Source organism: Sabulicella glaciei, from assembly GCF_026183895.1.
Classification (GTDB): Bacteria; Pseudomonadota; Alphaproteobacteria; order Acetobacterales; family Acetobacteraceae; genus Roseococcus; species Roseococcus glaciei.
In genome coordinates this window covers 23,583-50,305 of sequence record NZ_JAPFQI010000012.1, presented here as the reverse complement: position 1 = coordinate 50,305, position 26,723 = coordinate 23,583, and the positions used below count along the sequence as shown (strand labels likewise).

At 71.0% G+C, this 26,723-nt stretch carries 22 protein-coding genes; 12 read left to right on the top strand and 10 right to left on the bottom strand.

Annotation, left to right across the window (positions count from 1 at the left end):
• Nucleotides 1-59 precede the first annotated feature (59 nt).
• Nucleotides 60-1,268, top strand: coding sequence for an MFS transporter (locus OF850_RS14895; protein WP_301591063.1), 1,209 nt, complete (start codon nt 60-62; stop codon nt 1,266-1,268).
• A 3-nt stretch (nt 1,269-1,271) separates the two neighbouring features.
• Here OF850_RS14895 and OF850_RS14890 read toward each other — a convergent pair whose 3' ends face one another.
• From OF850_RS14890 to OF850_RS14880, 3 genes are all read right to left on the bottom strand, one after another.
• On the bottom strand, nt 1,272-1,982 hold the full coding sequence (locus OF850_RS14890) for a metallophosphoesterase (protein ID WP_301591062.1): 711 nt from the start codon (nt 1,980-1,982) through the stop codon (nt 1,272-1,274).
• Nucleotides 1,982-3,113, bottom strand: a protein-coding gene (prfB, locus tag OF850_RS14885; protein ID WP_301591061.1) for a peptide chain release factor 2 whose coding sequence is annotated in 2 segments (ribosomal slippage) — nt 1,982-3,043 and nt 3,045-3,113 — 1,131 coding nt in all. Because the reading frame shifts where the segments join, the coding sequence is not laid out codon by codon here. The genes OF850_RS14890 and prfB overlap by 1 nt, the downstream gene beginning before the upstream one ends.
• Before the next feature lie 9 nt (nt 3,114-3,122).
• A complete protein-coding gene (locus tag OF850_RS14880; RefSeq protein ID WP_302474381.1) occupies nt 3,123-5,684 on the bottom strand; it encodes a penicillin-binding protein 1A in 2,562 nt (853 codons plus the stop codon).
• 170 nt (nt 5,685-5,854) lie between these two features.
• Between OF850_RS14880 and OF850_RS14875 the strand changes: the two genes are divergently transcribed.
• Genes OF850_RS14875 through OF850_RS14845 form a run of 7 tightly spaced genes read left to right on the top strand, consistent with a single transcriptional unit; the run spans nt 5,855 to nt 13,088 of the window.
• Nucleotides 5,855-7,423, top strand: a complete 1,569-nt coding sequence (locus OF850_RS14875) for an ABC transporter substrate-binding protein (protein ID WP_301591060.1) — start codon at nt 5,855-5,857, stop codon at nt 7,421-7,423.
• Nucleotides 7,420-8,382, top strand: coding sequence for an ABC transporter permease (locus OF850_RS14870; protein ID WP_301591059.1), 963 nt, complete (start codon nt 7,420-7,422; stop codon nt 8,380-8,382). The genes OF850_RS14875 and OF850_RS14870 overlap by 4 nt, the downstream gene beginning before the upstream one ends.
• Nucleotides 8,379-9,293, top strand: a complete 915-nt coding sequence (locus OF850_RS14865; protein WP_301591058.1) for an ABC transporter permease — start codon at nt 8,379-8,381, stop codon at nt 9,291-9,293. Before OF850_RS14870 ends, OF850_RS14865 begins: the two co-directional genes overlap by 4 nt.
• Before the next feature lies 1 nt (nt 9,294).
• Nucleotides 9,295-10,272: an ABC transporter ATP-binding protein gene (locus OF850_RS14860; RefSeq protein ID WP_301591057.1), complete on the top strand. Its 978-nt coding sequence runs from the start codon at nt 9,295-9,297 to the stop codon at nt 10,270-10,272.
• Nucleotides 10,269-11,306, top strand: coding sequence for an ABC transporter ATP-binding protein (locus OF850_RS14855; protein ID WP_301591056.1), 1,038 nt, complete (start codon nt 10,269-10,271; stop codon nt 11,304-11,306). Before OF850_RS14860 ends, OF850_RS14855 begins: the two co-directional genes overlap by 4 nt.
• Entirely contained in the window at nt 11,303-11,893 is a 591-nt protein-coding gene (locus OF850_RS14850; protein WP_301591055.1) for a hypothetical protein, read from the top strand. Before OF850_RS14855 ends, OF850_RS14850 begins: the two co-directional genes overlap by 4 nt.
• A 25-nt stretch (nt 11,894-11,918) precedes the next feature.
• Entirely contained in the window at nt 11,919-13,088 is a 1,170-nt protein-coding gene (locus OF850_RS14845; protein WP_301591054.1) for an MFS transporter, read from the top strand.
• On the opposite strand, the gene OF850_RS14840 is transcribed toward OF850_RS14845, so the two are convergent.
• Genes OF850_RS14840 through OF850_RS14830 form a run of 3 tightly spaced genes read right to left on the bottom strand, consistent with a single transcriptional unit; the run spans nt 13,063 to nt 17,317 of the window.
• The gene (locus OF850_RS14840) at nt 13,063-14,673 is read right to left on the bottom strand and encodes an acyl-CoA synthetase (RefSeq protein WP_301591053.1); all 1,611 of its coding nucleotides are present in this window, start codon (nt 14,671-14,673) and stop codon (nt 13,063-13,065) included. The two genes, OF850_RS14845 and OF850_RS14840, sit on opposite strands and share 26 nt — an antisense overlap.
• Nucleotides 14,673-15,443, bottom strand: coding sequence for an enoyl-CoA hydratase (locus OF850_RS14835; RefSeq protein ID WP_301591052.1), 771 nt, complete (start codon nt 15,441-15,443; stop codon nt 14,673-14,675). The genes OF850_RS14840 and OF850_RS14835 overlap by 1 nt, the downstream gene beginning before the upstream one ends.
• A complete protein-coding gene (locus OF850_RS14830; protein ID WP_301591051.1) occupies nt 15,440-17,317 on the bottom strand; it encodes an AMP-binding protein in 1,878 nt (625 codons plus the stop codon). The genes OF850_RS14835 and OF850_RS14830 overlap by 4 nt, the downstream gene beginning before the upstream one ends.
• An 86-nt stretch (nt 17,318-17,403) precedes the next feature.
• On the opposite strand from OF850_RS14830, the gene OF850_RS14825 reads away from it, so the two are divergent.
• Genes OF850_RS14825 through OF850_RS14815 form a run of 3 tightly spaced genes read left to right on the top strand, consistent with a single transcriptional unit; the run spans nt 17,404 to nt 20,275 of the window.
• On the top strand, nt 17,404-18,279 hold the full coding sequence (locus OF850_RS14825; RefSeq protein ID WP_301591050.1) for a DMT family transporter: 876 nt from the start codon (nt 17,404-17,406) through the stop codon (nt 18,277-18,279).
• Entirely contained in the window at nt 18,276-19,646 is a 1,371-nt protein-coding gene (locus OF850_RS23710; protein ID WP_301591049.1) for an L-lactate permease, read from the top strand. The genes OF850_RS14825 and OF850_RS23710 overlap by 4 nt, the downstream gene beginning before the upstream one ends.
• Nucleotides 19,646-20,275: a DNA-3-methyladenine glycosylase family protein gene (locus OF850_RS14815; protein WP_301591048.1), complete on the top strand. Its 630-nt coding sequence runs from the start codon at nt 19,646-19,648 to the stop codon at nt 20,273-20,275. Before OF850_RS23710 ends, OF850_RS14815 begins: the two co-directional genes overlap by 1 nt.
• Here the strand turns inward: OF850_RS14815 and OF850_RS14810 are convergent.
• From OF850_RS14810 to OF850_RS14795, 4 genes are all read right to left on the bottom strand, one after another.
• Complete coding sequence (locus tag OF850_RS14810) at nt 20,272-21,453, bottom strand: DUF1501 domain-containing protein (RefSeq protein WP_301591047.1); 1,182 nt, start codon at nt 21,451-21,453, stop codon at nt 20,272-20,274. The genes OF850_RS14815 and OF850_RS14810 overlap by 4 nt on opposite strands.
• Entirely contained in the window at nt 21,450-22,736 is a 1,287-nt protein-coding gene (locus OF850_RS14805) for a DUF1800 domain-containing protein (protein WP_301591046.1), read from the bottom strand. Before OF850_RS14805 ends, OF850_RS14810 begins: the two co-directional genes overlap by 4 nt.
• A gap of 62 nt (nt 22,737-22,798) precedes the next feature.
• Nucleotides 22,799-24,397, bottom strand: a complete 1,599-nt coding sequence (locus OF850_RS14800) for an ABC transporter substrate-binding protein (RefSeq protein WP_301591045.1) — start codon at nt 24,395-24,397, stop codon at nt 22,799-22,801.
• Between the two features lie 55 nt (nt 24,398-24,452).
• Nucleotides 24,453-25,229 carry an N-acetylmuramoyl-L-alanine amidase family protein gene (locus OF850_RS14795; protein WP_301591044.1) on the bottom strand — a complete coding sequence of 259 codons (777 nt, stop codon included), beginning with the start codon at nt 25,227-25,229 and terminating at the stop codon, nt 24,453-24,455.
• A 144-nt stretch (nt 25,230-25,373) separates the two neighbouring features.
• Between OF850_RS14795 and OF850_RS14790 the strand changes: the two genes are divergently transcribed.
• Nucleotides 25,374-26,690 (top strand): rhamnosyltransferase WsaF family glycosyltransferase, encoded by a 1,317-nt coding sequence (locus tag OF850_RS14790; RefSeq protein ID WP_301591043.1) that lies wholly within the window; start codon nt 25,374-25,376, stop codon nt 26,688-26,690.
• The last annotated feature ends 33 nt before the right edge of the window (nt 26,691-26,723 follow it).

Below are 26,723 nucleotides of genomic sequence, written 5' to 3'. Positions count from 1 at the left end.
GACGCGCCCGGCATTCTTGCGTGTTGCGGGGGGCTCGGGCGTCCCGCAGCATCCTTCCCATGTCGCGCACCGCCCTTTGGGTGGCCATCATCTCGGCGGCCGCCACCTCCTCCATGGCCATGGGCATCCGGCAGACCTTCGGTCTGCTGCTCCTCCCCCTTTCCGGGGAGCATGATGTCGCGCCCTGGGCCTTCGGGTTGGCCGTCGCGCTGCACAACCTCGTCTGGGGCCTCGCGCAACCCGTTTCGGGCGCGATGGCGGACAAGCATGGCGCCGGGCGCGTGATGGCCTATGGCGGGCTGTTCTACCTCGTGGGCTGCGGTCTTCCGGCGCTCTTTCCCTCCAACGCGACGGTGCTGATCGGCATCGGGCTGTTCACCGGCCTTGGCGTCGCAAGCGCGGGCACGGGTATGGCCCTGGCCGCCATCGGCCGCCTCGCCCCGCCGGAGAAGCGCGGCGAATACATCGGCATCGCGTCGGCGGGCGGCTCGCTCGGCCAGGCGGCGATGGTGCCGATCGTGTTCGGCGCGATCGGCTGGTTTGGCGCGGCGGGCGCGTTGATGACCCTAGCCATCTCCGCCCTCGTCATCATCCCCATCGCGCGCAACATCGAGTGGCGCCCGGCACAGCGCGCCCCGGGGGCTGCCGCTCCAGCCGGCATCGCGGGCCTGCCGGCGCTGGCGCGCAATGCCCTGGCCGATCGCGACTTCGCCCTGCTGACCGGCGGGTTCTTCGCCTGCGGCTTCCAGCTGGCCTTCCTCACCACCCACCTGCCCTCGCACATCGCGCTGTGCGGCCTTCCGCCGGCGCTGGGGATGACGGCGCTGATGCTGATCGGCCTGTTCAACATCCCCGGAAGCTGGTTCTGCGGCTGGCTCTCAGCGCGGGTGAAGCCGGAGAACGCGCTGGGCTGGATCTACATGGTCCGCACCGTCTCCATCGCCCTCTTCGCCTTCGCCACGCCGACGGAATGGGGCACGATGATCTTCGCGGCGGTGATGGGCTTCGTTTGGCTCGGCACCGTGCCGCTGACCAGCGCGGCCATCGCGCGCCGCTTCGGGGTCAGCAACCTGGGCGCGCTGTACGGGGTGTGCTTCTTCTCCCACCAGATCGGCGGCTTCCTGGGCGCCGGCTCGGGCGCGGTGCTCTACAGCATGTCCGGCACCTATGCGGTGTTCTGGCCCGTCATGGTCGTGGTGGGAGTGATGGCCAGCGTGCTGAACTGGATGGCCAAGGCCCCGGGCCAGCGCGCCGCCCTGCCCGCCTGACGCCTATTCCTGCCAGAAGGCGACGCGGTCCGCCTCCAGCACCGCGCAGGTAAGCCTGCCGCTGGGATAGACCGCGCCCGTATCGAGGTTGATGCGGTTGGCCAGCATCTCCGGCACGCGGTCGCGCGTCGGGGTGTGGCCGTGCACGATCACGGCGCCGTGATCGGCCTCGCTGTCCAGGAAGGCGCGGCGGATGCAAAGCAGGTCCTCGCGCGCCTGGGAATGGAGCGCAATGCCGGGGCGGATCCCGGCATGGACCAGGAAATACGGTCCGACGCGGTGCCACAGCGCCAGCCGCGCCATGAAGTCGCGGTGCCGCTGCGGGATGCCGGCGGCCCAGCTTTCGCGCGGCGACAGGCTGTTGATGCCCCAGCTTGCCAGCGCCTCGCGCCCGCCGGTGTAGAGCCAGTCGGTGCAGGCATGCCCCGCCCCATCCAGCGCCGCATTCGCCGTTTCCTCGTGATTGCCCATGAGGTTGACGACCGGGCAGGCGGAGAAGCCCATCGCGGCGTCCAGGCAGCCGGCGCTGTCCGGCCCGCGATCGATGAAGTCGCCCAGATGCACCAGGACCGCGTCGCCGCAGGGCCGCGCCGTCAGGTCCCGCACGATCCGCTCATGCAGGGCGCGCAGCCGGGAAGCGCAGCCATGGGAATCGCCGATGGCATAGAGGCGCCGCCCCGGCTCCAGCCGCGCGGGGGCCTGGCGCCATTCCATCAGCGGGCGGAAGCGCTTGCCTCGGAGCGTGTGGCGCCGACGCGCTGCGCGAGGGCGGCGGCCATGAACTCATCCAGCTCCCCGTCCAGCACGGCGGCGGGATTGCCCTTCTCCACGCCGGTCCGAAGGTCCTTCACCAGCTGATAGGGCTGCAGCACGTAGGAGCGGATCTGGTGGCCCCAGCCGATATCGGTCTTGCCGGCCTCGGTCGCGTCGTTGATCGCCTCGCGCTTCTTCAGCTCCAGCTCGTAGAGCCGGGCCTTCAGCATGTTCATGGCGATCTCGCGGTTGCGATGCTGCGAGCGGTCCTGGGTCGAGGCGGCGACGATGCCGGTCGGGATATGCGTGAAGCGCACGCCCGACTCCGTCTTGTTGACGTGCTGCCCGCCGGCGCCGGAAGCGCGGAACGTGTCGGTCTTCAGGTCGGCCGGGTTGACCTCGATCTCGATCTTGTCGTCGACCACCGGGTAGCAATAGACCGAGGCGAAGCTGGTCTGCCGCCGCGCCGCCGCGTCGAAGGGGCTGATGCGGACGAGGCGATGCACGCCGGTTTCCGTCTTCAGCCAGCCATAGGCGTTCGGACCCGTAACCTGGAGAGTCGCGCTCTTGATGCCAGCCTGCTCGCCATCCGACTGTTCGGTCAGGGTCACCTTGTAGCCGCGCGCCTCGGCCCAGCGCATGTACATGCGCAGCAGCATCTCGGCCCAGTCCTGGGCCTCGGTGCCGCCGGCGCCGGCGTTGACTTCGAGGTACGCGTCGTTCGAGTCGGCCTCGCCGGAAAGCAGGCTCTCGATCTCGCGCCGCTTCGCTTCGGCAGCATACCGGTGAAGGTCGGCAATGGCGGCCTCCACCGTCGCCTCGTCGCCCTCGGCCTCCGCCATCTCGATCAGCTCGAAGGCGTCGGCCACCTCGCGCTCCAGCTTCTGGACGCCCTCGACCTGGTCGCTCAGCCGGTTGCGCTCGCGCATCACGCGCTGCGCCTCGTCGGCCTTGTTCCACAGGTCGGGGTCCTCGGCGCGGGCGTTCAGCTCCGCGAGGCGGGCGGTGGCGGCATCCCAGTCAAAGATGCCTCCTCAGCAGGGACACCGAAGCGGTGATCTGCTCTTGCAGCGATTGGGCGTCAGCACGCATGGGATGCGCTCAATACAGCCCGCCCAATCCGGTGTCCACCTGCTGCGCCGCCGCCGCGCTGCTTGTGGACGGCGCCATGCCGCCGATCGGCGCGCTGGCGCTGTTCTCCGTGCCGGGGCGGAACGCCTCCATGATGGTGCGGCCGCCATCGGTGTTCACGCGCACCAGGGCGACGCCGGGCGGGGCGCGGAAGGGCACGGCCGGGCTGTCGCGCAGCGCCGCCGCCACCACGTCGCGGAAGATGGGCGCAGCGTTGTTGCCGCCGGTCTCCCCGCTGCCCAGGGAGCGCGGCTCGTCATAGCCCAGCCAGACCGCCACCACGATGTCCGGGGTGAAGCCGACGAACCAGTTGTCGCGGTAGTCATCCGTGGTGCCGGTCTTGCCGGCCACCGGGCGGTTGAGTCCCTGGGCGGCGCGGGTGCCGGTGCCATTCTGCGCCGCGCCCTGGAGAATGCTCACCATCTGATAGGTGGCGATCGGATCGGCGATCTGCCGGCGGTTGTCGGTGACGCGCGGCGGGCCGGCCTCCGGCCCGCTCACGCAGCCCTCGCAGCCGCGCGCCGCGTTGCGCCACACGACCCGGCCACGCTGGTCCTGTACGCTGTCGATAAAGGACGGCTCGACCCGCCGGCCGCCATTGACGAAGGCGGCATAGGCTGCAGCCTGGCGCAGCACCGTGGTCTCGCCTGCGCCCAGGCTCATGGCGAGGTAGCGCGGCATGTTCTCGATCACGCCGAAGCGCGCCGCCGTCTCGCTGACCTTGTCCATCCCCACCTCCTGCGCGATGCGCACGGTGACGAGGTTGAGCGAACGCTCCATCGCGTTGCGGATGGTGACGTAGCCGTTGGTGTTGCCGCTGTAATTGGCCGGGCGCCAGATGCCTTGCGGCGTCGCCACCTCGACCGGCGCATCCAGGAAGCGCTGGTTGGGCGGGATGCCCGCCTCCAGCGCCGGCAGGTAGACGAAGGGCTTGAAGGAAGAGCCGGGCTGGCGCAGCGCCTGGGTGGCGCGGTTGAACTGCGAGCGGTCGAAGCTCCAGCCGCCCGCCAGCGCCAGCACGCGCCCGGTGTTCGGATCCAGGGCGACCACCGCACCCTCCACCTCGGGCACCTGGCGCAGTGCAAGGCGCTCCGGCCGGGCGGGCGTCCGTCCCTCGGCGGGGCGGGCCGGCTCGACCTCCACCAGCACCACGTCGCCAGGGGCGACGATGTCGCTCATCCGACGCGGCGCGGGGCCGAGGCGGTGCGCCTCGCCGGGGCGGCCGGGCGTGACGGGCCGCGCCCAGGAAAGGTCGCTGAAAGGCAGCGTGCCGGTGCGGGCCTCGGCAGGCGCGCGCGGCCCCGAGCGCACCACCCAGCCGAGCCGGGCCTCGTTGGGCCGCACTTCCAGCACCACGGCGCGGCGCCATTCGGGCAGGAGGCCCGGCGTGGGCGGCAGCGCGTCCAGCGCCGGCAGCCATTCGGTCGCCCCGTGCGCGATGCGCGCCACCGGGCCGCGCCAGCCGCCGCGGCGCCGGTCATAGGACAGCAGCCCCTGGCGCAGCGCATTTTCCGTCGCCGCCTGGAGCACGGGGTCGAGCGAGGTGCGGACCACGAGGCCACCGCCCTGGGTCTGCTCCGCGCCGAAGCGCTGGAGGAGTTCGCGCCGCACCTCCTCCGTGTAGTGGCCGCCGACGGGCACGACCTCGGGGCGGCGCACCGGGCGAGCGACGATGGGCTCGGCCTTGGCCGCGGCCACCTCCTCCGCCGCGAGGACGCCGTCCTCGCCCATGCGGTCCAGCACCCAGTCGCGGCGGATGCGCGCGGCGTCGGGGTAGCGCAGCGGATTGTAGTTGTTCGGCCCCTTGGGCAGGGCGGCGAGGAAGGCCGTCTCGCCCACCGTCAGCTCATCCAGGGACTTGTTGAAATAGGCCTGGGCGGCGGCGGCGACGCCATAGGCCTGCGCGCCCAGGAAGATCTCGTTCAGGTAGATCTCCAGGATGCGGTCCTTGCTCAGCGCCTGCTCGATGCGCAGTGCCAGGATCGCCTCGCGCGCCTTGCGGAGAACGGTGCGGTCGCTGCCGACCAGCATGTTCTTCGCGACCTGCTGGGTGATGGTGGAGGCGCCCTGCATGCGCCGTCCGGAGCCGTAATTCTGCGCGAAGAACAGCCCGGCGCGCATCATGCCCATCGGGTCGATGCCGCGATGCTCGCGGAAACGCTGGTCCTCGGCGGAGATGAAGGCCTGCTGGAGGCGGGGCGGGATGGCCTCGATCGGCACGAAGACGCGGCGCTCCGCCGCCAGCTCGGCCATCAGGCGGGAATCGGCCGCGTAGATGCGGCTCATCTGCGGCGGGTGGTAATCCGCGAGCCAGCGATAGTCGGGCAGGTCGGCCGCGATGGATCGGTACAGGCCAAAGGCGGCCACCCCGGCGCCGACCAGGGCGACGACGGCCACGACCACCGTGAAGCGGACGAAGCCGCCGAACAGCCCGACGCTGCGGCGCTTGGCCGTCGCGGGTTTCGGCGCGGCCCGCCGGGCTTGCGGCCGGTCCTCCGGCGCGGCGGCGGGTACGTTGGGCAGTTCGGACATGCAGGGGTTCTAGCACCTTTTCCCCTTTCGAACGCTGCGCGAATTGAGAAGGTTGTCGCGCATGGGCAGCAAGCCTCCCACAATTGGCACACAAGGACCGACCATCTGGCGCCCGGAGGAGCGATGCTGCTATGAGCCGTCGCTTCCGGGGGCTTTCTGGAGAGAAGATAATGGCTTGGAAGGGCGTGGCGCTGGCCTTGGCTGGCGCGATCGGGCTTTCGGCGCCGGCGACGGCGCAAACTCTGACCATGGCGGTCGGCGCGCCGGTAACGTCGCTCGACCCGCATTTCCACCAGCTTTCGCCCAACAACGCCGTCGCGGCGATGGTGTTCGATCGGCTGGTGAACACGGATGGCCAAGCCCGCCAGGTGCCCGGCCTCGCGGAAAGCTGGTCCACCGTCGCGCCGGATACCTGGGAGTTCAAGCTGCGCCGCGGCGTGCGCTTCCACAACGGCAACGAGTTCACCGCCGAGGACGTGGCCTTCACGTTCAGGCGCGTTCCCAACGTGCCGAACTCCCCCTCCTCCTTCGCGGCCTTCGTGCGCCCGATCCGGGAAGTCCAGGTCGTGGACAGCCACACGATCCGCCTGCGGACCGACGGCCCCTACCCCCTGCTCCCGCAGGACATGACCAACGTCTACATCCTCGACCGCGAGACGCACGAGAACGCGACGACCGAGGATTTCAACGCCGGCCGCGCCGCCGTCGGCACCGGGCCGTTCCGCGTCGTTTCCCACCGCCTAGGCGACCGGATCGAGTTCGAGCGCAACGACGAGTATTTCGGCGACAAGCCGCACTGGCAGCGCGTGAACTACCGCATGATCGTGAACGACAGCGCCCGCACCGCGGCGCTGCTGGCCGGCGACGTGGAGTTCATCGACCAGGTCCCCACCGCCGACCTCGCCCGGCTGCGCCGCGACGACCGCCTGTACATGAGCGAGGTGACGGGGCTGCGGATCATCTACCTCTCGCTGGACCACCCGCGTGAGGAGGCCTCGCCCTTCGTCACGGACAACAACGGCCAGCCCCTGCCGCGGAACCCGCTGCGGGACCTGCGGGTGCGCCGCGCCCTGTCCATGGCCATCGACCGCCAGGCCATCGTGGACCGGGTGATGGAAGGCGCCGCGACGCCGTCCGGCCAGTTCTTCCCTCCCGGCATCTTCTCCTACGTGCCGGACCTCCCGGCGCCGCGCTTCGACGCCGAGGGCGCCCGCCGCCTGCTGGCCGAGGCCGGATTCCCGCAGGGCTTCCGCATTACCCTGCACGGGCCGAATGACCGCTACCCGAATGACGGGCGCATCATCCAGGCCATCGGCCAGATGTGGACCCGCATCGGCGTGCGCACCGCCGTCGAGGCGCAGCCCTGGACCACCTTCGTCGCCCGCGCCGGGCGGCAGGAGTTCAGCGCCTTCCTCATCGGCTGGGGCTCGAACCCCGAAGGGTCGCATCCGCTTCGCAACCTCATCGCCACCTTCAACCGCGACCGCGGCTGGGGCGCCTCCAACCGGGGCCGTTATTCCAACCCCGAGGTGGACGCGCTGCTGATCCAGGCCCTGGGCACCATCAACGACGGCGAGCGCGAGCAGATCCTGATCCGCGCCCAGCGCATGGCACTGGAGGATGTCGCGATCATCCCCCTGCATATCCAGACCAATATCTGGGCCATGCGTAACCACCTTCGCCACGATTCGCGTGCGGATGAGCTGACGCGCGCACAGGACGTGAAGCCCGCACGATGACCGTCTACCTGCTGCGGCGGCTGTTCCAGTCGCTCCTCGTCCTGGTCGCCATGAGCGTGATCGTCTTCGTCGGCGTCTATGCCGTGGGTGATCCGGTGGAGATCCTGATCTCCCCCGATGCCGACCAGTTCGAGCGGGAGCGCGCGATCCGCGCCCTCGGCCTGGACCTGCCGCTGTGGCAGCAATACCTGGTCTTCGTGAAGAACGCCCTCCAGGGCGACCTTGGCCGTTCCTTCGTGTTCAGCGAGCCTGCGCTGCAGCTCATCCTGCAGAAGATGCCTGCGACGCTGGAGCTGGCCTTCGGCGCCATGTTCATCTCCATCCTCATCGGGCTTCCACTCGGCCTCTATGCCGGGCTGAAGCCCGACAGCCCGGGGGCGAAGGTGATCATGGCCGGGTCCATCCTCGGCTTCTCCCTTCCCACCTTCTGGGTCGGGCTGATGCTGATCATGGTCTTCGCCGTTCAGCTCGGATGGCTGCCCTCCACCGGGCGGGGCGAGACGTTGTGGGGCTGGTCCTTCCTCACCGCGAACGGCCTGTCGCACCTGCTGCTGCCAGCGATCAACCTCGCCCTGTTCAAGATCAGCCTCGTCATCCGCCTCACCCGCTCCGGCGTGCGGGAAACGATGCTGATGGACTACGTGAAGTTCGCCCGTGCCAAGGGCCTGTCCCCGGCGCGCGTGACCTACGTGCACGTGTTCAAGAACATCCTGATCCCGGTCGTCACCGTGGTCGGGCTGGAGCTTGGCTCGACCATCGCCTTTTCCGTCGTGACGGAAAGCGTCTTCGCCTGGCCGGGCATGGGCAAGCTGATCATCGACAGCATCAACGTGCTCGACCGACCGGTGATCGTCGCCTACCTGATGATCATCGTCCTCATGTTCATCGTCATCAACCTCATCGTGGACATCCTCTACTCCGTCCTCGATCCGCGGGTCCGTCTGGAGGGCCAGGCATGAGCGACGTCACGCTCGACAAGGCGCCCGTTGCGCCAAAGGAAGAAACCCCCTTCCGGCGCTTCGTGTCCGAGTTCATGGCGAGCAAGATCGCCGTGGGCGGGCTGCTGGTCTTCTCGATCATCGTCGTGGTCGCGCTGCTGGCGCCTTGGATCGCGCCGCAGAACCCCTACGACCTCGGCCAGATCGACATCATGGACGGGCGGCTCGAGCCCGGCGAGGTCGGCGGCAGCGGCATCACCCATTGGCTCGGCACCGATGACCAGGGGCGCGACATGCTCTCCGGCATCATGTATGGGCTGCGGATCTCGCTGACCGTGGGTGCCGGCTCGGCGTTGATCGCCTGCCTCGTCGGCGCCTCGCTCGGGTTGCTCGCGGCCTATGCGGGCGGGCGCACCGACACGGTGATCATGCGCCTCGTGGACCTGCAGCTTTCCTTCCCGACCATCCTGGCGGCGCTGATGATCCTGGCCTTCCTCGGCAAGGGCATCATGAACGTCGTCATCGCGCTGGTGATCGTCGAATGGGCCTACTACGCCCGCACGGTGCGCGGCTCCGCCCTGGTCGAGCGGCGGCGCGAGTACATCGAGGCGGCGCAGTGCCTCGCCCTGCCGACGCGGCGCATCCTGTTCCGCCACCTCCTGCCCAATTGCCTGCCGCCGCTGATCGTGGTGGGCACCATCCAGGTGGCCCGCGCCATCGCGCTGGAGGCGACGCTGTCCTTCCTCGGCCTCGGCGTGCCGATCACCGAGCCCTCGCTCGGCCTGCTGATCGCGAACGGCTACGAGTACATGCTGTCGGGCAAGTACTGGATCTCCTTCTATCCCGGCGTCGCGCTGCTGGTGACCATCGTCTCCATCAACCTGATGGGCGACCATCTGCGCGACGTGCTGAACCCAAGGCTCAAGAAGTAAGATGACCGCCACCCTCGAGGTCCGCGACCTCCAGACTCACTTCTTCACCCGGGCCGGGGTCGTGAAGGCCGTGGACGGGGTGTCCTTCACCGTGGGCCGCGGCAAGGTGCTCGGCCTTGTCGGCGAGTCCGGCTCGGGCAAGTCCGTCACCGGCTTCTCGATCATCGGCCTCGTGGACGCGCCGGGCCGGGTCGTGGGCGGGCAGATCCTGTACCAGGGACGGAACCTGGCGAAGATCAGCGAGGAGGAGATGCGGCAGCTTCGCGGCAACCGCATCGCCATGATCTTCCAGGACCCGATGATGACGCTCAATCCGGTCCTGCGCGTGGACACGCAGATGATCGAGACGGTGCTGGCGCACGAGAAGGTGGACCGCGAGACCGCCCGCCAGCGCGCCCGGGACGCTCTGGGCATGGTCGGCATCCCCTCCCCCGACGAGCGGCTCAAATCCTATCCGCACCAGTTCTCCGGCGGGATGCGCCAGCGCGTCGCCATCGCCATCGCACTGCTGCACCGCCCCGAACTCATCATCGCGGACGAGCCGACCACGGCGCTGGACGTCACCATCCAGGGCCAGATCCTGGCCGAGGTGCAGAAGCTGGCCGCCACCACGGGCACCTCGCTGATCTGGATCACCCATGACCTTTCGGTCGTCGCCGGCCTCGCCGACGACATCGCCGTCATGTACGCGGGCCGCATCGTGGAGGAAGGCGAGGTTTCCGCCGTGCTCGACGCGCCGCTGCACCCCTACACGGTCGGGCTGATCGGCTCCGTCCCCTCGCGCAACAAGCGCGGGGAGCCGCTGCGGCAGATCCCGGGCATGACGCCCTCGCTCCTGAAGCTGCCCGCCGGCTGCGCCTTCCGCTCCCGCTGCGCCCGCGCCGACGAGGTGTGCCTGCAGGAGCCGGCGCTGTTCGACTTGCGTCCCGGGCAGCGCGCCCGCTGCTTCCACCCCCATCTGGAGGAGGTCGCGGCATGAGCGCCGTCCTCGACCAGCAGTCCGCCACCGTGGCGGCCGACACCCCGATCATCGAACTGCGCAACCTGTCGCGCCGCTTCGAGAAGAAGCTCGACTTCGCCGGCAAGCTGGCGAAGCGCCTCGGCGCCCCGGTGCGGGAGGAGACGGTGCACGCGGTGGATCGCGTGAACCTGTCCATCCGCAAGGGCGAGGTGGTCGGCCTCGTCGGCGAGTCCGGCTGCGGCAAGTCCACCCTCGGCCGAATGGTGGCGGGCATCATGCCTCCCTCGGAGGGCACGGTGCTGTGGCGCGGACAGGACGTGCGGAGCCTGAACCCGGCGGAAGCGCGCGAGGCCAAGCTGCGCACGCAGATGATCTTCCAGGATCCCTACGCGTCGCTCAACCCGCGCATGCGCGTCGAGGACATCGTCGGCGAGGCCCCGCAGTTCCACGGCCTGGTCCCGGCGCGCGGCTTCGACACCTACGTGGACGAGCAGATGCGCCGCGCCGGCCTCGATCCGGCCTTCAAGAAGCGCTACCCGCACCAGTTCTCCGGCGGGCAGCGCCAGCGCATCGGCATTGCCCGCGCCCTCGCCGTAAAGCCCGAGTTCATCGTCTGCGACGAGGCGGTGGCGGCGCTGGACGTGTCGATCCAGGCGCAGATCCTCAACCTGTTCATGCGGCTGCGGCAGGAGCTGGACCTCACCTACCTGTTCATCTCGCACGACCTCAGCGTGGTGGAGCATCTCTCCGACCGCGTGGTGATCATGTATCTGGGCCGCGTCGTGGAGCAGGCGCCGGCGGAACAGGTCTTCGCCCGCGCGAACCATCCCTACACCGTTTCCCTCCTTTCGGCCGTGCCGCGGATCGAGGCGCGCAAGCGCGCCTTCACCACGGTGCAGGGCGAGATCCCGTCCCCGCTCAACCCGCCGAGCGGCTGCCACTTCCACCCCCGCTGCCCGCACGCGCATGAGCGCTGCAAGGTAGAGGTGCCGGCGCTGAAGGAGATCGCGCCAGGCCATTTCTCGGCCTGCCACCTCAACGACCGGGCGTGACGCCGCCCTTCTTCGCGCAATGGGAATCCGCCACGCTGGTGGCGGATTTCCTGGCCGGGCGGGACGCGGCGACCGACCCGCACTGGACCGGATCCGGAGCGGATAGCGCCACGGAATACGCCACCTGGGCCTCTCATCTCTGCGGCATGGCCTGCCTGAAGATGGCCCTCGCCACGCGGGGCGAAGCGCACCGCATCCACGATCTGCGCCGCGCCGTGCAGGCTCGCGGCGGCTACGTGGTCGAGGGCGAGGCGATCCACGGGCTGATCTATGCCGGCGCCGTGTCCTTCCTCCAAGAGCGCGGCATCCCCGCCCGCATCGTGCTGGATGAGCCGACGGAGGACATCCCGGCCAAGCTGGCCGGCGGGCGGCTCTTCATCGCCTCCGTCCACGCCTCCATCCGCCGCCCCGAGACGCAGCCGCCCCAGCGCGGCGGGCATCTCGTCCTCGTTTTCGGGGTGGATGAGGCGGGGCGGCTGCGCTTCCACAACCCTTCCGGCGACACGGAGGACACGCGGCGCGACGTGCGGATGACGCTGTCCACCTTCTCGCGCTTCCACGCGGAACGGGGCATCCTCCTCGGCTGAAACGTCCACGGCCGAACGCCCGTCCATGAAACGCCCCGATCTGGCGCTGATCCTCGCGACGGCGCTGACGCAGACCCTTGGCTGGGGCACGCTGTTCACGCCGTTCGCCCTGGTGGTGCAGCCGATGGAGGCGGATCTCGGCTGGTCGCGCGCGCTGCTGAACGGGGCCTTCACCCTGGGGCTGCTGGTGGCGGGCGCGCTGGCCATCCCGGTCGGGCGCCACGTGGACCGCGAGGGCGGCAAGCTGCCGCTGGTCGGCGGCCCGCTGCTGGGCGCGGCGGGGCTGGTGATGTGGTCCACCGCGACGCACCCCGCCGTGTTCTACCTCGCCTGGGTAGTGATCGGCTGCGCGCACGCGACGGCGCTCTGGACCCCGGCCATGGCGGTGGTGGTCGCGCTGGCGCGGGAGCCGATGCGCGCCATCACGCTGATCACCTTCCTCACCGGCTTCACGGGCACGATCTTCATCCCCCTGAACGCCGCGCTGGTCGGGGCGCTGGGCTGGCGCGACGCGCTGCTGGTGCTCGCCGCATTGGAATGCGTCGCGGCCGCCGTCGCGTGGTGGCAGTTCAGCGCGGCCCCGGCCCGCGTCGCCACGCCGCTGCCGGGCGGCGGACTGCGCGCGGCGCTGCGGCGCCCGGCCTTCTGGGGGCTGGCCCTCTGCTTTGCTGGCCACGCCTTCATCGGCACGGCGATGGGCGCGCATCTGGTGCCCCTGCTGCGCGAACTGGACCTGCCGGAAGCGAGCGTCATCCTGCTCGCCGCGCTGCACGGGCCCTTCCAGGTGGCGGCGCGGATCGGCCTGTTCCTGCTGGGCACCCGCGCCTCGACGCAAGTGGTGGGGGTGATCTCCACCTGGCTGCTGCCGCTGGGGCTGCTTTGGCTCGCTCTCGCCCCGGCGGAGTTCACCGCACTCCTGCCCTTCGTGCTGTTCTGGGCCATGGCGGATGGGCTGCTCACCATCGTCCGCTCCGCCGGCACGGCGGAGATCCTGGGGCGCGAGGGATACGGCGCGGTGACCGGCGCCCTCACCCTGGTCTCGGTGGGGCCACGCGTGGCGGCACCCATCCTGGTCGCGCTGATCTGGGAAGCGCAGGGCGGCTACGGCGCCGTGCCCTGGCTGCTGGCCGCGATCGGCGTCCTCGCCGCCTTGGCCTTCCTTTACGCCGTCATGTCGAAGGAAGCCGCTTCCTGAGCTCGTGCTTCTGGATCTTGCCGGTGCTGGTCTTGGGCAGCTCGGCGAACACCACGCGCTTCGGAGCCTTGAACCCGGCGAGGGCGGCGCGGCAATGCGCGATCAGGTCGCTTTCGGTCGCCTCCATGCCCGGTTTCAACTCCACGAAGGCGCAAGGCACCTCCCCCCATTTCTCGTCGGGCTGGGCGACCACGGCGGCGACCGCGACGGCGGGGTGCTTGTAGAGCACGTCCTCCACCTCGATGCTGCTGATGTTCTCGCCGCCCGAGATGATGATGTCCTTGGAGCGGTCGCGCAGCTGGACGTAGCCATCCGGGTGCCGCACCGCGAGGTCGCCGGAATGGAACCACCCCCCGGCCAAGGCTGCCTCGGTGGCCGCCTTGTCCTTCAGGTAGCCCTTCATCACCACGTTGCCGCGCAGCATCACCTCGCCCATCGTCGCGCCGTCGGCGGGGACGGGGGTCATGGTGGCGGGATCCATCACCTCCAACGCCTCCAGCGCCAAATACCGCACGCCCTGCCGCGCCATCAGCCGCGCCTGCTCGGCGGGCGACGCGTCGTTCCATTCGCGGTGCCATTCATTGGTGACGGCTGGGCCATAGACCTCGGTGAGCCCATAGACATGCAGCACGCCGAAGCCGTTGGCGCGCATGGCGGCCAGCACCGCCTCCGGCGGCGGCGCACCGGCCACGACAAAGGTGACGGGGCCGGCCAGGGCCGGGCGCTCCGCTTCCGGCACCTGGAGCAGCGTGCTCATCACGATGGGCGCGCCGCACATGTGCGTGACGCGCTCCTGTGCCAGCAAAGCCCACATGGCGGGGCCACGCACCGCCCGCAGGCAGACATGGGTGCCGGCCATGGCGGTGATGGTCCACGGGAAGCACCACCCGTTGCAGTGGAACATGGGCAGCGTCCATAGATAGGCCGGGTGCCGCCCCAGCGCCGCCGAGAGCACGTTGCCCACCGCCAGCAGGTGCGCGCCGCGATGGTGATACACCACGCCCTTGGGCTTGCCCGTGGTGCCGCTGGTGTAGTTCAGCGCTATGGCGTCCCACTCGTCGCGCGGAACCTCCCAGGCGTAGTCCGGCGAGCCCTCCTGCAGCAGCGCCTCGTAATCCACCCCGCCCAGCGTGTCGTCGGACGGCGCCTCGGCGTCGTTGAACTCGATCACCAGGGGCTGGTTGTCGGACTGCGCGAGGGCGGCGCGCAGCACGGGCACGAATTCGCGGTCCACGATCACGGCCTTCGCCTCGCCATGATCGAGGATGTAGGCGACCGTCGCCGCGTCCAGCCGCGTGTTGATCGTGTTCAGCACGGCGCCGGCCATGGGCACGCCGAAATGGCATTCAAGCATGGGCGGGATGTTGGGCAGGATCGCCGCCACCACGTCGCCGCGACCGATGCCGCGCCGCCGCAGCGCGTCGGCAAGGCGCACGCAGCGGTCGCGCGTCTCGCGATAGGTGCGGCGCGTCGCGCCGTGCACCACGGCGGTCTGGTCCGGGAACACCGCGGCCGAGCGCTCCATGAACAGGAGCGGCGTCAGCGACTGGAAATTGGCCGGCGTGCGCGGCAGGTCGTCGATCATCAGCGATCCGTCCAGTTGGGCGCGCGCTTGCCGAGGAAGGCGCCGATGCCCTCCTCCGCATCCGCCGCCATCATGTTCTCCACCATCACCGTCGCCGCGGCCTCGTAGGCGGCGGCGAGGTCAAGGCCGCATTGCCGGTTGAAGCCGGCCTTGCCCATGCGGATGGCGACGCCGCTGCGCCCCACGATGCGCGACGCCATCTCCAGCGCCGCTATGCGCGGATCGGCCTCCACCCGGTTCACGAGGCCGAGGCGCGCCGCCTCCTCCGCCGAAACGAAGCGGCCGGTGAACAGCATCTCCAGCGCCGCCTTGCGACTCACGGCGCGCGACAAGGCGACGGCCGGGGTGGAGCAGAACAGCCCGATCTCCACCCCCGGCGTGCAGAACTTCGCCCCGGGCGCGGCGATCCCCATGTCGCAGGCGGCGACGAGCTGGCAGCCGGCAGCGGTGGCGATCCCCTCCACCGCCGCGATGACGGGCACGGGGTGCTCCGTCACGGCGCGCATCACCTCGCCGCACAGGGCCATGGTGCGGGCGAAGAACTCGCGGCCGCCATCGGGCCGGCTGCGCGCCTCGGTCAGTTCGCGCATGTCGTGGCCGGCGCAGAAGGCCGGACCCTCGGCGGCGAGCACGATGCAGCGCGCATCCTCCGCCTCGCGCAGCGCCGCGCGCAGCGCCTCCAGCATGGGGAGGGACAGGGCGTTGCGCTGCGCCGGCCGGTCCAGCACCAGCAGCGCCACGCCGTCGTTGCGTCGTTCCGCGCGGATCATCGGGACAGCGCCTCGCTGATCTCGTCGAGGATCACCGGGTCGTCGATCGTGGGCGGGACCACGTAGTCCTCGCGGTCGGCGATCTTGCGGATCGTGGCGCGCAGGATCTTGCCGGAGCGCGTCTTGGGCAGGCGCGGCACCACGCGCGCCTCCTTGAAGGCCGCCACCGGCCCGATGCGCTCGCGCACCAGGGCGACGAGCTCGCGCGCCACCTCCGCCTCCTCCCGCTGGACACCGGCCTTCAGCACGACAAGGCCAAGCGGCGCCTGGCCCTTCAGCGCATCGGCTGCGCCCACCACTGCGCATTCGGCGACATCGGGGTGGGAGGCCAGCACCTCCTCCATCTGGCCGGTGGAAAGCCGGTGCCCGGCGACGTTGATGATGTCGTCGGTGCGGCCCATCACCCAGACGAAACCTTCCTCGTCCACCGTCCCGGCATCCGAGGTGTCGTAGAAATGCGGGAAGGTGGAAAGATAGGCTTGGCGGTAGCGCTCCTCGGCGTTCCACAGCGTCGGCGCGCAGCCGGGGGGCAGCGGCAGGCGCAGCGCCAGCGCGCCCTGCTGCCCGCGCGGCACCTCGTTCCCCTGCACGTCCAGCGCCGCCACGTCGTAGCCCGGCGAGGGACGGCCGCCCGAGCCGGGACGCGGCGCGAACAACCCGTACTCGCGGAACCCGGCGGTGATGGGCCAGCCCGTCTCGGTCTGCCACCAGTGATCCACCACCGGCACGCCCAGCTTTTCTGCCGCCCAGATCGCGGTGGGCGGGTCGCAGCGCTCGCCGGCCAGGAACAGCGCCTCCAGCCGCGACAGGTCGTGGCGCTTCATCATCGCGCCCTCCGGGTCCTCCTTCTTGATGGCGCGCAGCGCGGTGGGGGCGGTAAACAGCAGCTTCACCCCGTGATCGGCGCAGACGCGCCAGAAGGTGCCGGCATCGGGCGTGCCCACCGGCTTGCCCTCGAACATCACGCTCGTCACCCCGGCAAGGAGCGGCGCGTAGACGATGTAGGAATGGCCCACCACCCAGCCGACGTCGCTCGCGGTCCAGAACACGTCGCCGGGCTTGAGGCCGTAGATCATGGAGATGGAGCGGTGCAGCGCGACGGCGTGGCCGCCATTGTCGCGCACGATGCCCTTGGGCTTCCCGGTCGTGCCGCTGGTGTAGAGGATGTAGAGCGGGTCGGTCGCCGCCACCTCGACCGGCGCGTGCGGCTGGCCCGACGCCTCCTCGGCCGCGAAGTCGAAGTCGCGGCCTTCCACCATCTCGGCCCGCGCCTGCTCGCGCTGGAGGATGACGCAGAATTCCGGCTTGTGCGGCGACAGGCCGATGGCCGCGTCCAGCAGCGGCTTGTAGGCGACGACGCGCCCCGGTTCGAGGCCGCAGGACGCCGCGATCACCGCCTTGGGCGTGGCGTCCTCGATGCGCGCCGCCAGCTCCGCCGCCGCGAAGCCGCCGAACACGACGGAATGGATGGCGCCCAGCCGCGCGCAGGCCAGCATGGCGATGGCCGCCTCGGGCACCATGGGCATGTAGAGGATGACGCGATCGCCCCTGCTGACGCCGCGCGCCGCCAGCGCACCTGCCAGCTTCGCCGTTCGCTCCAGCATCTCCGCGTAGGTGAAGCGCTGCACCTGCCCGGTCATCGGGCTGTCCCAGATCAGCGCCACCGCGTCGCCGCGCCCCGCTTCCACGTGTCGGTCCAGCGCGTTGTGGCAGGTGTTCAGCCGCCCGTCCGGGAACCAGCGCCCGAAGGGACCCTGGCCAGGGTCGAAGGCGGTGCCGGGGAAGCGCGTCCAGGCGATGCCGCGCGCCGCCTCCATCCACCAGCCCAGCGGATCGCGTCGCCACTCGGCATAGGCGTCGTCGTAGCCTGACATCGGGCGCCTCCTTCGGTCGTTGGAAGCGAGACTAGGCTTCGGGCCATGGGCTTGCCAGCCCTTCGGGCGGCGCGGACAATCGGCGGATGAGGACGCGCTTCGCCGCCCTGCCGGGCAATCTGCGCGGCGCCATCCTGATGTCGCTGGGCGCCATGGTCTTCGCGGCCGAGGCGCTGTTCATCCGCTGGATGAGCGACCGCGGCATCCCCACCGCCACCCAGGTCCTGTTCCGCGCCGCAGGGCAGCTGGTATGGGTGACGCCGCTGATCGTCGCACGCGGGTTCTCGCTGTTCCGGACGGACCGGCCGTTCATGCACCTGCTGCGCGGCATGTCCTCCGTGCTGACCTGGGGGCTCTACTTCATCTCCTTCACGCAGCTTTCGCTCGCCGCGGCCACGGTGCTGTCCTTCACCAACGTGATGTTCACCACGATGCTGGCGCGGCCCGTGCTGGGCGAGCGCGTCGGCGCGGCGCGCTGGGCCGGCACGCTGCTGGGGCTGCTGGGCGTGGCGGTGATGCTGCGGCCCGGCACCGACCTGCCGCTGGGCGGCGCCCTGGTCGCGCTGGGCGCGGCGCTGACCTGGTGCGGCATCACCCTCACCTCCCGCATGCTCGCGCGGACGGAGCCGACCGGGACCATCGTGGCCTGGGTCGGGCTGGTGACGACCGCCTTCACCCTGCCTTTCGCGATCGCCACCTGGCAGCCGATCGGTCCCGCCGACTTCGCCATCCTCGTCTTCTTTGGGCTGTTCACGCCGGGCATCATCTGGCTGCTGACGGAGGCGCTGCGCGCCGGGGAAGCGAGCGCCGTCGCGCCTTTCCAATACCTGCGCCTCGTGGTCATCGCCGGCTTCGGCTGGGCGGTGTGGGGCGAGGCGCCGGATGGCTGGACCTGGCTGGGCAGCGCCGTGATCCTGTCCGGGGCGGTGGTGATCACGATCGCGGAGGCGCGGCGGCGGTGACGCTCGCCCTCCAGGCGCTGCCGCTCGCGCTGCTGCTGGTCCTGCTTGCAACCGGACGCGCCGGGCCGGCCACCGCATGCCTCGCCGCGCTGGCGGCGAGCCTGCCGGCCCTGGCCCTGACGCTGGATGGACCGGTGCTGCCCTTCCTGCTCGCCGAGACGCCGCGCGCCGCCTGGCTCGCCCTGCAGCCGCTGGCGATCATGACCGGCGGGCTGCTGTTCCACGCCGCGGTGGAAGGCGAGGGCGACGCCGAGCAGCGCCCGGCCAGCCCTGCGCGCATCTTCGCCGTCACCTTGCCGCTCGGCGCCTTTCTGGAAAGCGTGACCGGCTTCGCGGTGGGCGCGGTCTTCGCGCTTGCGGCGTTGCGCCGCATGGGGCTGCGCGGGCCGGTGGCCGTCGCGCTGTCGCTGCACGCGCTGGTCCTGGTGCCCTGGGGCGCGCTGGGGCCCGGCACGGCGCTGGGCGCGGCGCTGGTCGGCATCTCCGCGCATGATTCCGCCGCGCTTTCCGCCTGGCCCAGCGCGGCTTGGGTGGTGTCGCTGGCGCCGGTGTTGTGGTCCCTGCAGGCTCGGGCCGGACAGGCGCCGCCGTGGCAGGAGGCTTCCGTGCAGGCGCTCGGCCTCCTCGCCATCGGCGTGGGGCTGGTGCTGTGGCACTGCGTTCTCCCCTTCGAGGTGGTGGGCATCGCCGCGACCGGTCCGGTCGCGGCCTGGGCGCTGTGGCGCGCCGACCCGCCGCGCGACCTCAGGACGGCGTTGGGCGCCGCGTGGCCCTACCTGCTGCTGATCGCCTGTCTGCTGCTGGCGCGCGCCGTTCCCGGCATGCCCGAGATGCGGCCCTTCCCTGACCTGCCCGGCTTCTCACTCACCCATGTCGCCGTGGTGCTGTGGGCGGTGTCGCTGGCTCTGCTGCTGTCACGCGGGCGGATCGGACGCAGTGCCGCGGCGCTGGCACGGGCACGGCGTCCGGCGCTGACCCTGATGCTCTACGTCGTGTTCGGTCGCTGGCTGGCGGGGGGCGGGATCGCGGCGGCGCTGGCCGGTGCCCTCGCCGGCGCAGGCGCGGCCTACGCCGTCGTGCCGATGGGCTTCCTGACGGGCTTCGTCACCGGCAGCAATGTCAGCTCCAACGCCGCGCTGATGCCGGTGCAGGCGGCGCTGGGCGCGGCGCTGGGGTGGCCTCCCCTGCTCGCGCCCGCGTTGCACAACTATGCGGGCGCGAGCGGTGCGGGCCTCGCCATCGCGGGCACGGCGATGCTGTGCGCCCTGGACGGCACGGCGCGGCCGGGGCAGGTGTGGAGGCTGGCGCTGCCCATGGCCGGGCTGGCGCTGCTCTGGGGAACCGTTGCGATGCTGGCTTGGCGCTGATGTGGGACAAGGCCGAACGCGCGCTGCGCCGCGACCCCCTGTTCAAGCCGCTGATCAAGCGCATCGGCCCCTGCGCCCTCGTGCCGCAGCAGCGCGAGCCCTACGAGGCGCTGGTGCGCGCCATCGCCCACCAGCAGGTGCATGGGCGCGCGGCGGAGGCGATGCTGAACCGCCTGCTGGCGCTGCATCCGGGCGACGCCTTCCCGCCGCCGCGCTTCGTGCTCGACCTTCCGGCCGAGGCGCTGCGCGGCTGCGGCTTTTCCGGCTCCAAGGTCGCGGCGATCCGCGACATTGCGGAAAAATCCGTCGGCGGCCTCGTCCCCACGCTGGAGGAAGCGGCGCGCCTGCCCGACGAGGCGCTGATCGAGCGGCTGGTCGCGATCCGCGGCGTCGGTCGCTGGACGGTGGAGATGCTGCTGATCTTCACCCTGGGCCGGCCGGATGTGCTGCCGGTGGATGATTTCGGCGTGCGCGAGGGGTGGAAGATCCTCAACAAGGCCGAGACGCAGCCCAAGCCCAAGGAACTCGCCGTCATCGGCGCCGCCTGGGCGCCGTGGCGCTCGATCGCGGCCTGGTACCTGTGGCGCGCGGCAGACGAGAACAAGAAGGTGAAGGCGCCCGCCCCCTAGGCCGGACGGAACAGCCCTGGCAGCGGCGTGACGGCGATGCTGCCGGGGAAGGCACGCTCCAGCGCTTCCTCCGGCAGGGCGAGGTGATCGCGCAGCAGCGCCTTGGCGAGGCGCCGCAGGTCGAGCGTCGGAAGGAGGTCGCGCCCTTCCAGCAGTCGCGACGGCAGGAGCCCCGGCCAGTCGGCGATGACCCGCCCGCCCGCGACCGCGCCACCCAGCAGGAAGGCCGCGCCGCCCGTGCCGTGGTCCGTCCCGGCGGAGCCGTTGACGCGCGCCGTGCGGCCGAATTCGGTCATCACCAGCACTGCCGTGCGCCCCCAGGCATCGCCCAGCCCGTCACGCAGGGCCAGCAGCCCGGCATCCAGCTGCGCCAGCAGGCCGCGCAGCCGCGCCGCCTGGCCGACATGCGTGTCCCAGCCGCCCAGATCCAGCGCGGCCACGCGCGGCCCGGGGCGCTGCGCCAGCATCCGGCCGGCCACATGCGACAGACGGCGAAACCCATCGCGGTCGCGCAGCGCCGGGTCGCCGCCCACCGCCGCATTGCCGAAGCGGCGTCCCCGCAGCCCGTCCGAGAAGCCGGAGGCCAGAAGCGGGTCCGTGGCGTGCCAGCGCGCCAGCACCTCCAGCGTTTCGGGCGCTGCACGCGGCAGGTCCGGGACCGTGAAGCTGCCCACGGGCCGGTTGCCACGCATCAGCAGCGGCATGGCTGAGCCGAGCGAAAGGCCGATGCGCGGCTCGCCTCGTGGCTCCGCCGGAAGGACCGACAGGGCACGGTTCAGCCAGCCGCTCTCCGTGCGCCGTTCCGTCCCGCCCTCCAGCAGATCCTGCGCCTCGAAATGCGAGCGCGACCGCCAAGGGCCGGCGACGGCGTGAAAGACCAGCGCCTCCCGCGCCGTGAAAAGCGCGTGCATGCCCTCGAGCGACGGATGCAGGCCGAAGCGCCCATCCAGGTCGAGCGCGCCTCCCTCGGTTCCCGGCTCGAAGGCCCATGCCTCGCCGCGCAGGGCAGCCAGCCCGGAATCCCCGATGGGCGGGACGGCAGCCAGCCCATCCAGCGCTCCGCGCAGGTTCACCACGACGAGGCGCGCATCCCCCGCCGGTCCGGCGGCAAGGGCCAGGCGGGAGGCTCCTAAGCCGAGAGCGGAGATTCCGGACAGGAAGAGGCGGCGCTGCATCATCGGCGGTGCATTCCCGGATGGGCGAGGGCGAGGATGAAGCCCTCCCGGCGCGAGGGCGCGCGCGCCACGGCGAGGCGGACCTCCTCAGGCGCCAGGGGCCCGCGCAGCCGCTCGACCAGTTCGGGCGGGTCGAGCGGGAAGTTGGCGGCGAGGCCGGAGGACAGCGCGGACACCCAATCGAGGCGGCGCATCAGCTGCTCCGGCGCGTTCCAGCCCGGCGCCTTGTCGGGCCAGCCGATCGGTGCGGGCGGCATCCACAGCGGCTGGTCGAAGGCGCCGAGGCGGTTCAGCAGCGGCTCCACTCCCTCCTCCCCGGCGCCGATTCCGCGCAGCACCGCCACCGCGTAATCCTGCTGCGACGCCAGCTTGCGCAGGGGCTGCCATGCCTCCGGCAAGGCGACGAGGGTTCGCGCGGCCTCGCCCAGGTCGCCGCCGCTCGCGGAGAGCGACGCTTCCAGCCGCGCCAGCGCGGCGGCGGGCGGGTCGTCCGCGATGAAATGCGTGGCGATGCGGCGGGCGAGGTTGCGATAGGTGCACGGGTGCCGCGCCAGGAAGCGGAGCGCCGCGACCCCGCCCTCCTCCCCTTCGGGAAAGGTCTCGCCCATGAGGCGCTTCGGGCCGGGCTCGTGCCGGATGCCGCGGAACAGGAAGCCCTCCGGCTCCCGGTAGTCCGGACCGCGACCGATGTTCCAGCCGGTGAGGATGAGGGCGAGGGAGGCAACGTCCTCCTGCGCGTATCCGCCTTCGAGAGTGACGCTGTGCAGCTCCAGCGTTTCGCGAGCGAGGTTCTCGTTCGCCGTCAGCCTGCCGTTCTGGCCCGCACGGCTGCCCGGCCCGTAGGAGGCGACGTTGTCCAGGTAGTTGAGCATCGCCGGGTGCCGCATGGCGGCGAGGAACATGTCCTCGAAGCGGCCGAACACATGCGGCCGGATCGCGGTGCGGTGGTAATGGCCGCCCCAGGACGACACGCCCGCGGCACGTCGGCTCACGCAAAGGTGGTTGCACCACAGATCCGTCCAGCGTTCCAGGAACCCGTCCGGCGAAAGGAGCAGGCGCCCGAGCCACGCCCGCGCCTCCTGCGGGAAGTAGCCGCTGGGCATGAAGCCCGGATCGTCGCGCCGCAACCGCGACACGCGCCCGCAATCCGCCGCGTCCGGGCCGGGCAGCGGCGCGGGGGTGCGGATCTGCGCCCGCAGCCAGCGCTCCGGATCGGCCGGAAGGGGCTGGTCCGGACGGGGGCCGAGGCCGAAGCGGGTGACGGCATGCAGGGCGCGGGCGCTCATCGCCACGATCCTAGCATGCCCCACCCAGCCCGGTACCGGCGGGCCTCGGCCCGCCGGTGGTCTCAGCCTTGCGCGGGCTTCACGCCCATCGCCACGGTGCGCTCGTCCATCCGGGCCTGGTAGGAAAGGCCTCGCCGGGTCGCCCATGTGTGGTTGAGCTGCACCAGCGGGATGATCGGCACCTCGCGCGCCACCCAGCGCACGCAATCCTGCAGCGCCTTCTCGCGCTGCGCGTCGTCGATGACCGCGACCGCTTCCGACACCATGCGGTCCAGCTCGGGCGAGGAGAAGCGGCCGGAATTGGACGCGCCGGTGCGGCGCTGCGCATCGTAGGTCATCATGATGTTGGCGAGCATGTAGCCCGCCTCCGCCGTCACCGAGCCCCAGCTCGTCAGGCGAATCGCGAATTCCTGACGGTTCGAGCGGGCGGAGAAGGACGCCCAGGGCAGCGCGTCCACCTGGGTCTGCACGCCGATGCGCGTCCAGTACTGCGCCACTGCCTGGGCGATGCGGCTGTCATTCGGGAAGCGGTCATTCGGCGTGTGCAGCGTCAGGCGGAAGCCCTGCGGGAAGCCGGCCTCGGCCAGGAGGCGGCGGGCGCGCTCGATGTCCTGCCCCACCACGCGCACGTCGTCGGCATGGGAAAAGACGCCGGGCGGCAGCCACTGGCTGGTGGCGGTGGCCTGCCCCTCCATCACGCGCTCGGCGATGGCTTGGCGGTTGATCGCCATGTTCAGGGCTTGGCGCACGCGCACGTCGTGGAACGGGTTGCGGGCCAGCGGCTGGCCGTTGTTGTCCGTCACCCCCGGCGGGCTCTCCTGGCGGGAAAAGTCCGGCATCAGGTAGACGACGCGCAGCCCCACCGTCTCGCTCACCGCCACGCGCGGCTCGCGCTTCAGCCGCGCGAGGTCGGAGGAGGAAACCTGGTCCACCATGTCGAAGTCGCCGGCCAGCAGCGCGGCGGTGCGCGCCGCGTCATTGGCGACGAAGCGGTAGGAGACGCGAGCCCAGGGTTCCTTCTCGCCCCAGAATTCCTCGTTGCGGACGAGTTCCGTGCGGTCGCCGGGGCGGTAGGAGGAAAGCCGGTAGGCGCCGGTGCCGATCGCGGCGCGGCCGCTATTGTAGTCCTCGGTCGAGGCGCCCTCGCCCACGTGCTTCGAGATGATGAAGATGGACGCCATCTCGGTGGGCAGGATCGGGTTCGGGTAGCGGGTGCGGAAGCGGATCGTGTGCGGGTCCACCACCTCCGTCCGCTCGATGGAGCGGAGAAAGCCGCCGAAGCCGCCCGGGGAGTTGGGCACGTTGGGCGCGCGGGTCACGGTGAAGGCCACGTCCTCCGCCGTGAAGTCGCGACCGTCGTGCCACTTCACGCCCTCGCGCAGCTTGAATTCCCAGAGCTGCGGCTCCACCGCGCGCCAGGAGGTGGCGAGGCCGGGGATGAGCTTCGCGTCGTGGGTGCGCTCGACCAGCGTGCCGAAGATGTGCAGCGCGAGGGAGGAGTTGGGCGCTGCATTGAAGAAATGCGGGTCCACGGAGGTGATCGAGCCGCCGGTCGCGATGGTGAGGGTCTGGCCGCCTGCCTGCGCGCGAAGGAGCGATGGTGCGGCGAGCGCGCCCGCGGCGCCGAGGCCGAGGGCGCGGCGCGAAACTTGGAAGCTCAAAGGACTCTCCTTCCCGGAACGAAACATGGAGCGGTTGTTAGCCGCTCCCGTCCGGTCAGGCCAGGGTGCGGCGGCCGATGAAGGCGGTCACCGCCTCGGCCAGCGAGGCGGCGAGGCGGGCGCGGTGGTCGGCGCGGCGCAGTGCCGCCTCATCGCCCGAATTTGACAAGAAGCCACATTCCACCAGGGCCGCGGGCACGTCGGGCGCCTTGAGCACAACGAAGCTCGCGCGGCGCAGCGGCTGGTTCAGCAGCGGCACGCCGCCATCCAGCGCATTCACCGTGAGCCGCGCGAGGCGCTCAGACCCTGCCCGCGTTTCCTGCCGCATGAGGGAGAGCAGGATGCGCTGCACCTCCGGCGTGACGGAGGGCAGGCGCAGCCCCCCGGCGCGGTCGGCCAAGTTCTCGCGCCGCGCCAGCGCCGCCGCCAGCGGGTCGGTCGCCGTCTCGCTCAGCACGTAGACGGAGGCGCCGCGCACGGAGGGCTGGCCGGGCGGCAGGGAGTCGGCGTGGATGGACAGCAGCAGCGCCGCATCCCGCTCGCGCGTGAACTCGACCCGCCGGCGAAGGGACACGAAGACGTCGCGCGAGCGTGTCATCGCCACGCGCACCCTGCCCTGTGCTTCCAGCTGGCGGCGAAGCTGCTGGGCAACGGCCAGGGTGATGCGCTTCTCCTGCGTGCCGGCGCGGCCGATCGCGCCGGGGTCGGAACCGCCATGGCCGGGATCGAGCACGACCAGAGGCAGGCGCGTACGGGACGAGGATTGCGCCGACGCCAGGGATGGCGTCGCAAGAAGGGAAAGGAGAAGGCTCCGGCGCCGCAGCAAGATCATGATTCCGCGTACCCCCCCGAGCTCGCGAGGTGTCGCTTCTACCTCTCGCGCCGCCGCAAATCCAGTCGCGAGGATGAATGCCAGGAATGACGAAACGGGAGGGTTTGCGGCGCGTTGCACCGCCTCGGACCGAGGAGTGAACGAATGCTGCAGGGGATGGCGACCAAGCTGGACGCATTGAGCCGGAAGCTACGCGGCCAGGCGCGGCTGATGCGGCGCGACCCGCAGGCCTTCGCCACGAATCTGATGCAGTACACCCACCCAGCGCTGTTCGAGGAACGCCTGGTGGACATCATGAACCCGGTCCCCATGCATGTGCGCCTGGATCCTTCGCTCACCGGGAAGCGCCTGAACGTGCTGAATCCCACCCTCAGCGAGCAGGGGATGACCGGGGGGCCGAACACGATCCTCAACCTGGCCGTCCGCATCGCGCGGCGCGGCATCCCGGTGCGCTTCGTCACCACGGTCCCTGGGGGAAAGGGCGCCAGCGAGGCGTGGCTGCACGCGCATGCGGAGGCGCTGGTGGGCGGGGAGGTGCCGCCCATTGAAATCGCACCCGCGACCAACCCGGAGGCCCCGCTCGCCGTGGGCCCGGACGAGACCTTCATGGCGACGCACTGGACGACGGCGCAGCAGCTGAAGCCGGTGCTGCCGCAGATGCGGTCCCAACAATTCCTCTACATGCTCCAGGAGTTCGAGGCGGGATTCTATCCCTGGTCCAGCAACCACGCCCTCGCCCTCGAAACCTACACGATGGATTTCTGGCCGGTGGTCAATGAAAGGCTGCTTGCCGAGTATTTCTTCGAGCACCGCGTCGGCCGCTTCGCCGAGCCGGGCTTCCGCGAGCGCGTCACGACGTTCGAGCCGGCCATCGAGCGGCGTGTCTTCCACCCACCCGCCGGTCCGGAGGGGGATCGGCCGCGGCGCCTCCTCTTCTACGCGCGGCCCAGCAACCACCGGAACCTGTTCGGGCTGGGGCTGGAGGCGCTGCGCCGCGCCTCCGCCGATCCGGCCCTGGCCGGCTGGGAGATCCTGGCGATCGGCGGACGGGGCGGCGTGCCCACCCTGCCGCTTTCCAGCGGCCATTCGCTCGTCCCGACGCCCTGGCGCGGCTACCTCGCCTATGGCGACCAGCTCCGCGAGGCCGACGTGCTGCTGGCGCCCATGCTGTCGCCCCATACCGGCTATCCGGCGCTGGAAATGGCGGCGACGGGCGGGATTGCGGTCACCAACGCCTTCGCGGGCAAGAGTGTGGCCGTGCTCGAAGAGCTCTCCCCCAACATCGTGGCAACGGAAGCCACGGTGGAGGGCCTCGCGGACGGGCTGGTGCGCGCCGCGCGGCGCGCGCAGGCAGGGCGCGGGCGGAGCGAGGCGCTGAACCTCCCGGCGGATTGGGGCGACACGCTCGACCCCGCGGCGGAGCGCCTCGTGGGCATCCTGCACCGGCTGGGGAAGGGCTGAACGGGCGGTGCCTTGCCCTCCCCTTCGCTGATG

Bases quoted from the DNA above. Each gene is read 5' to 3' on its own strand.
- OF850_RS14880 (WP_302474381.1), bottom strand. From the start codon at position 5,684: ATGTCCGAACTGCCCAACGTACCCGCCGCCGCGCCGGAGGACCGGCCG.
- OF850_RS14875 (WP_301591060.1), top strand. From the start codon at position 5,855: ATGGCTTGGAAGGGCGTGGCGCTGGCCTTGGCTGGCGCGATCGGGCTT.
- OF850_RS14860 (WP_301591057.1), top strand. From the start codon at position 9,295: ATGACCGCCACCCTCGAGGTCCGCGACCTCCAGACTCACTTCTTCACC.
- OF850_RS14855 (WP_301591056.1), top strand. From the start codon at position 10,269: ATGAGCGCCGTCCTCGACCAGCAGTCCGCCACCGTGGCGGCCGACACC.
- OF850_RS14810 (WP_301591047.1), bottom strand. From the start codon at position 21,453: ATGATGCAGCGCCGCCTCTTCCTGTCCGGAATCTCCGCTCTCGGCTTA.
- OF850_RS14895 (WP_301591063.1), top strand. From the start codon at position 60: ATGTCGCGCACCGCCCTTTGGGTGGCCATCATCTCGGCGGCCGCCACC.
- OF850_RS14840 (WP_301591053.1), bottom strand. From the start codon at position 14,673: ATGATCGACGACCTGCCGCGCACGCCGGCCAATTTCCAGTCGCTGACG.
- OF850_RS14865 (WP_301591058.1), top strand. From the start codon at position 8,379: ATGAGCGACGTCACGCTCGACAAGGCGCCCGTTGCGCCAAAGGAAGAA.
- OF850_RS14835 (WP_301591052.1), bottom strand. From the start codon at position 15,443: ATGATCCGCGCGGAACGACGCAACGACGGCGTGGCGCTGCTGGTGCTG.
- OF850_RS14870 (WP_301591059.1), top strand. From the start codon at position 7,420: ATGACCGTCTACCTGCTGCGGCGGCTGTTCCAGTCGCTCCTCGTCCTG.
- OF850_RS14825 (WP_301591050.1), top strand. From the start codon at position 17,404: ATGAGGACGCGCTTCGCCGCCCTGCCGGGCAATCTGCGCGGCGCCATC.
- OF850_RS14830 (WP_301591051.1), bottom strand. From the start codon at position 17,317: ATGTCAGGCTACGACGACGCCTATGCCGAGTGGCGACGCGATCCGCTG.
- OF850_RS14795 (WP_301591044.1), bottom strand. From the start codon at position 25,229: ATGATCTTGCTGCGGCGCCGGAGCCTTCTCCTTTCCCTTCTTGCGACG.
- OF850_RS14845 (WP_301591054.1), top strand. From the start codon at position 11,919: ATGAAACGCCCCGATCTGGCGCTGATCCTCGCGACGGCGCTGACGCAG.
- OF850_RS14790 (WP_301591043.1), top strand. From the start codon at position 25,374: ATGCTGCAGGGGATGGCGACCAAGCTGGACGCATTGAGCCGGAAGCTA.
- OF850_RS14890 (WP_301591062.1), bottom strand. From the start codon at position 1,982: ATGGAATGGCGCCAGGCCCCCGCGCGGCTGGAGCCGGGGCGGCGCCTC.
- OF850_RS14815 (WP_301591048.1), top strand. From the start codon at position 19,646: ATGTGGGACAAGGCCGAACGCGCGCTGCGCCGCGACCCCCTGTTCAAG.
- OF850_RS14805 (WP_301591046.1), bottom strand. From the start codon at position 22,736: ATGAGCGCCCGCGCCCTGCATGCCGTCACCCGCTTCGGCCTCGGCCCC.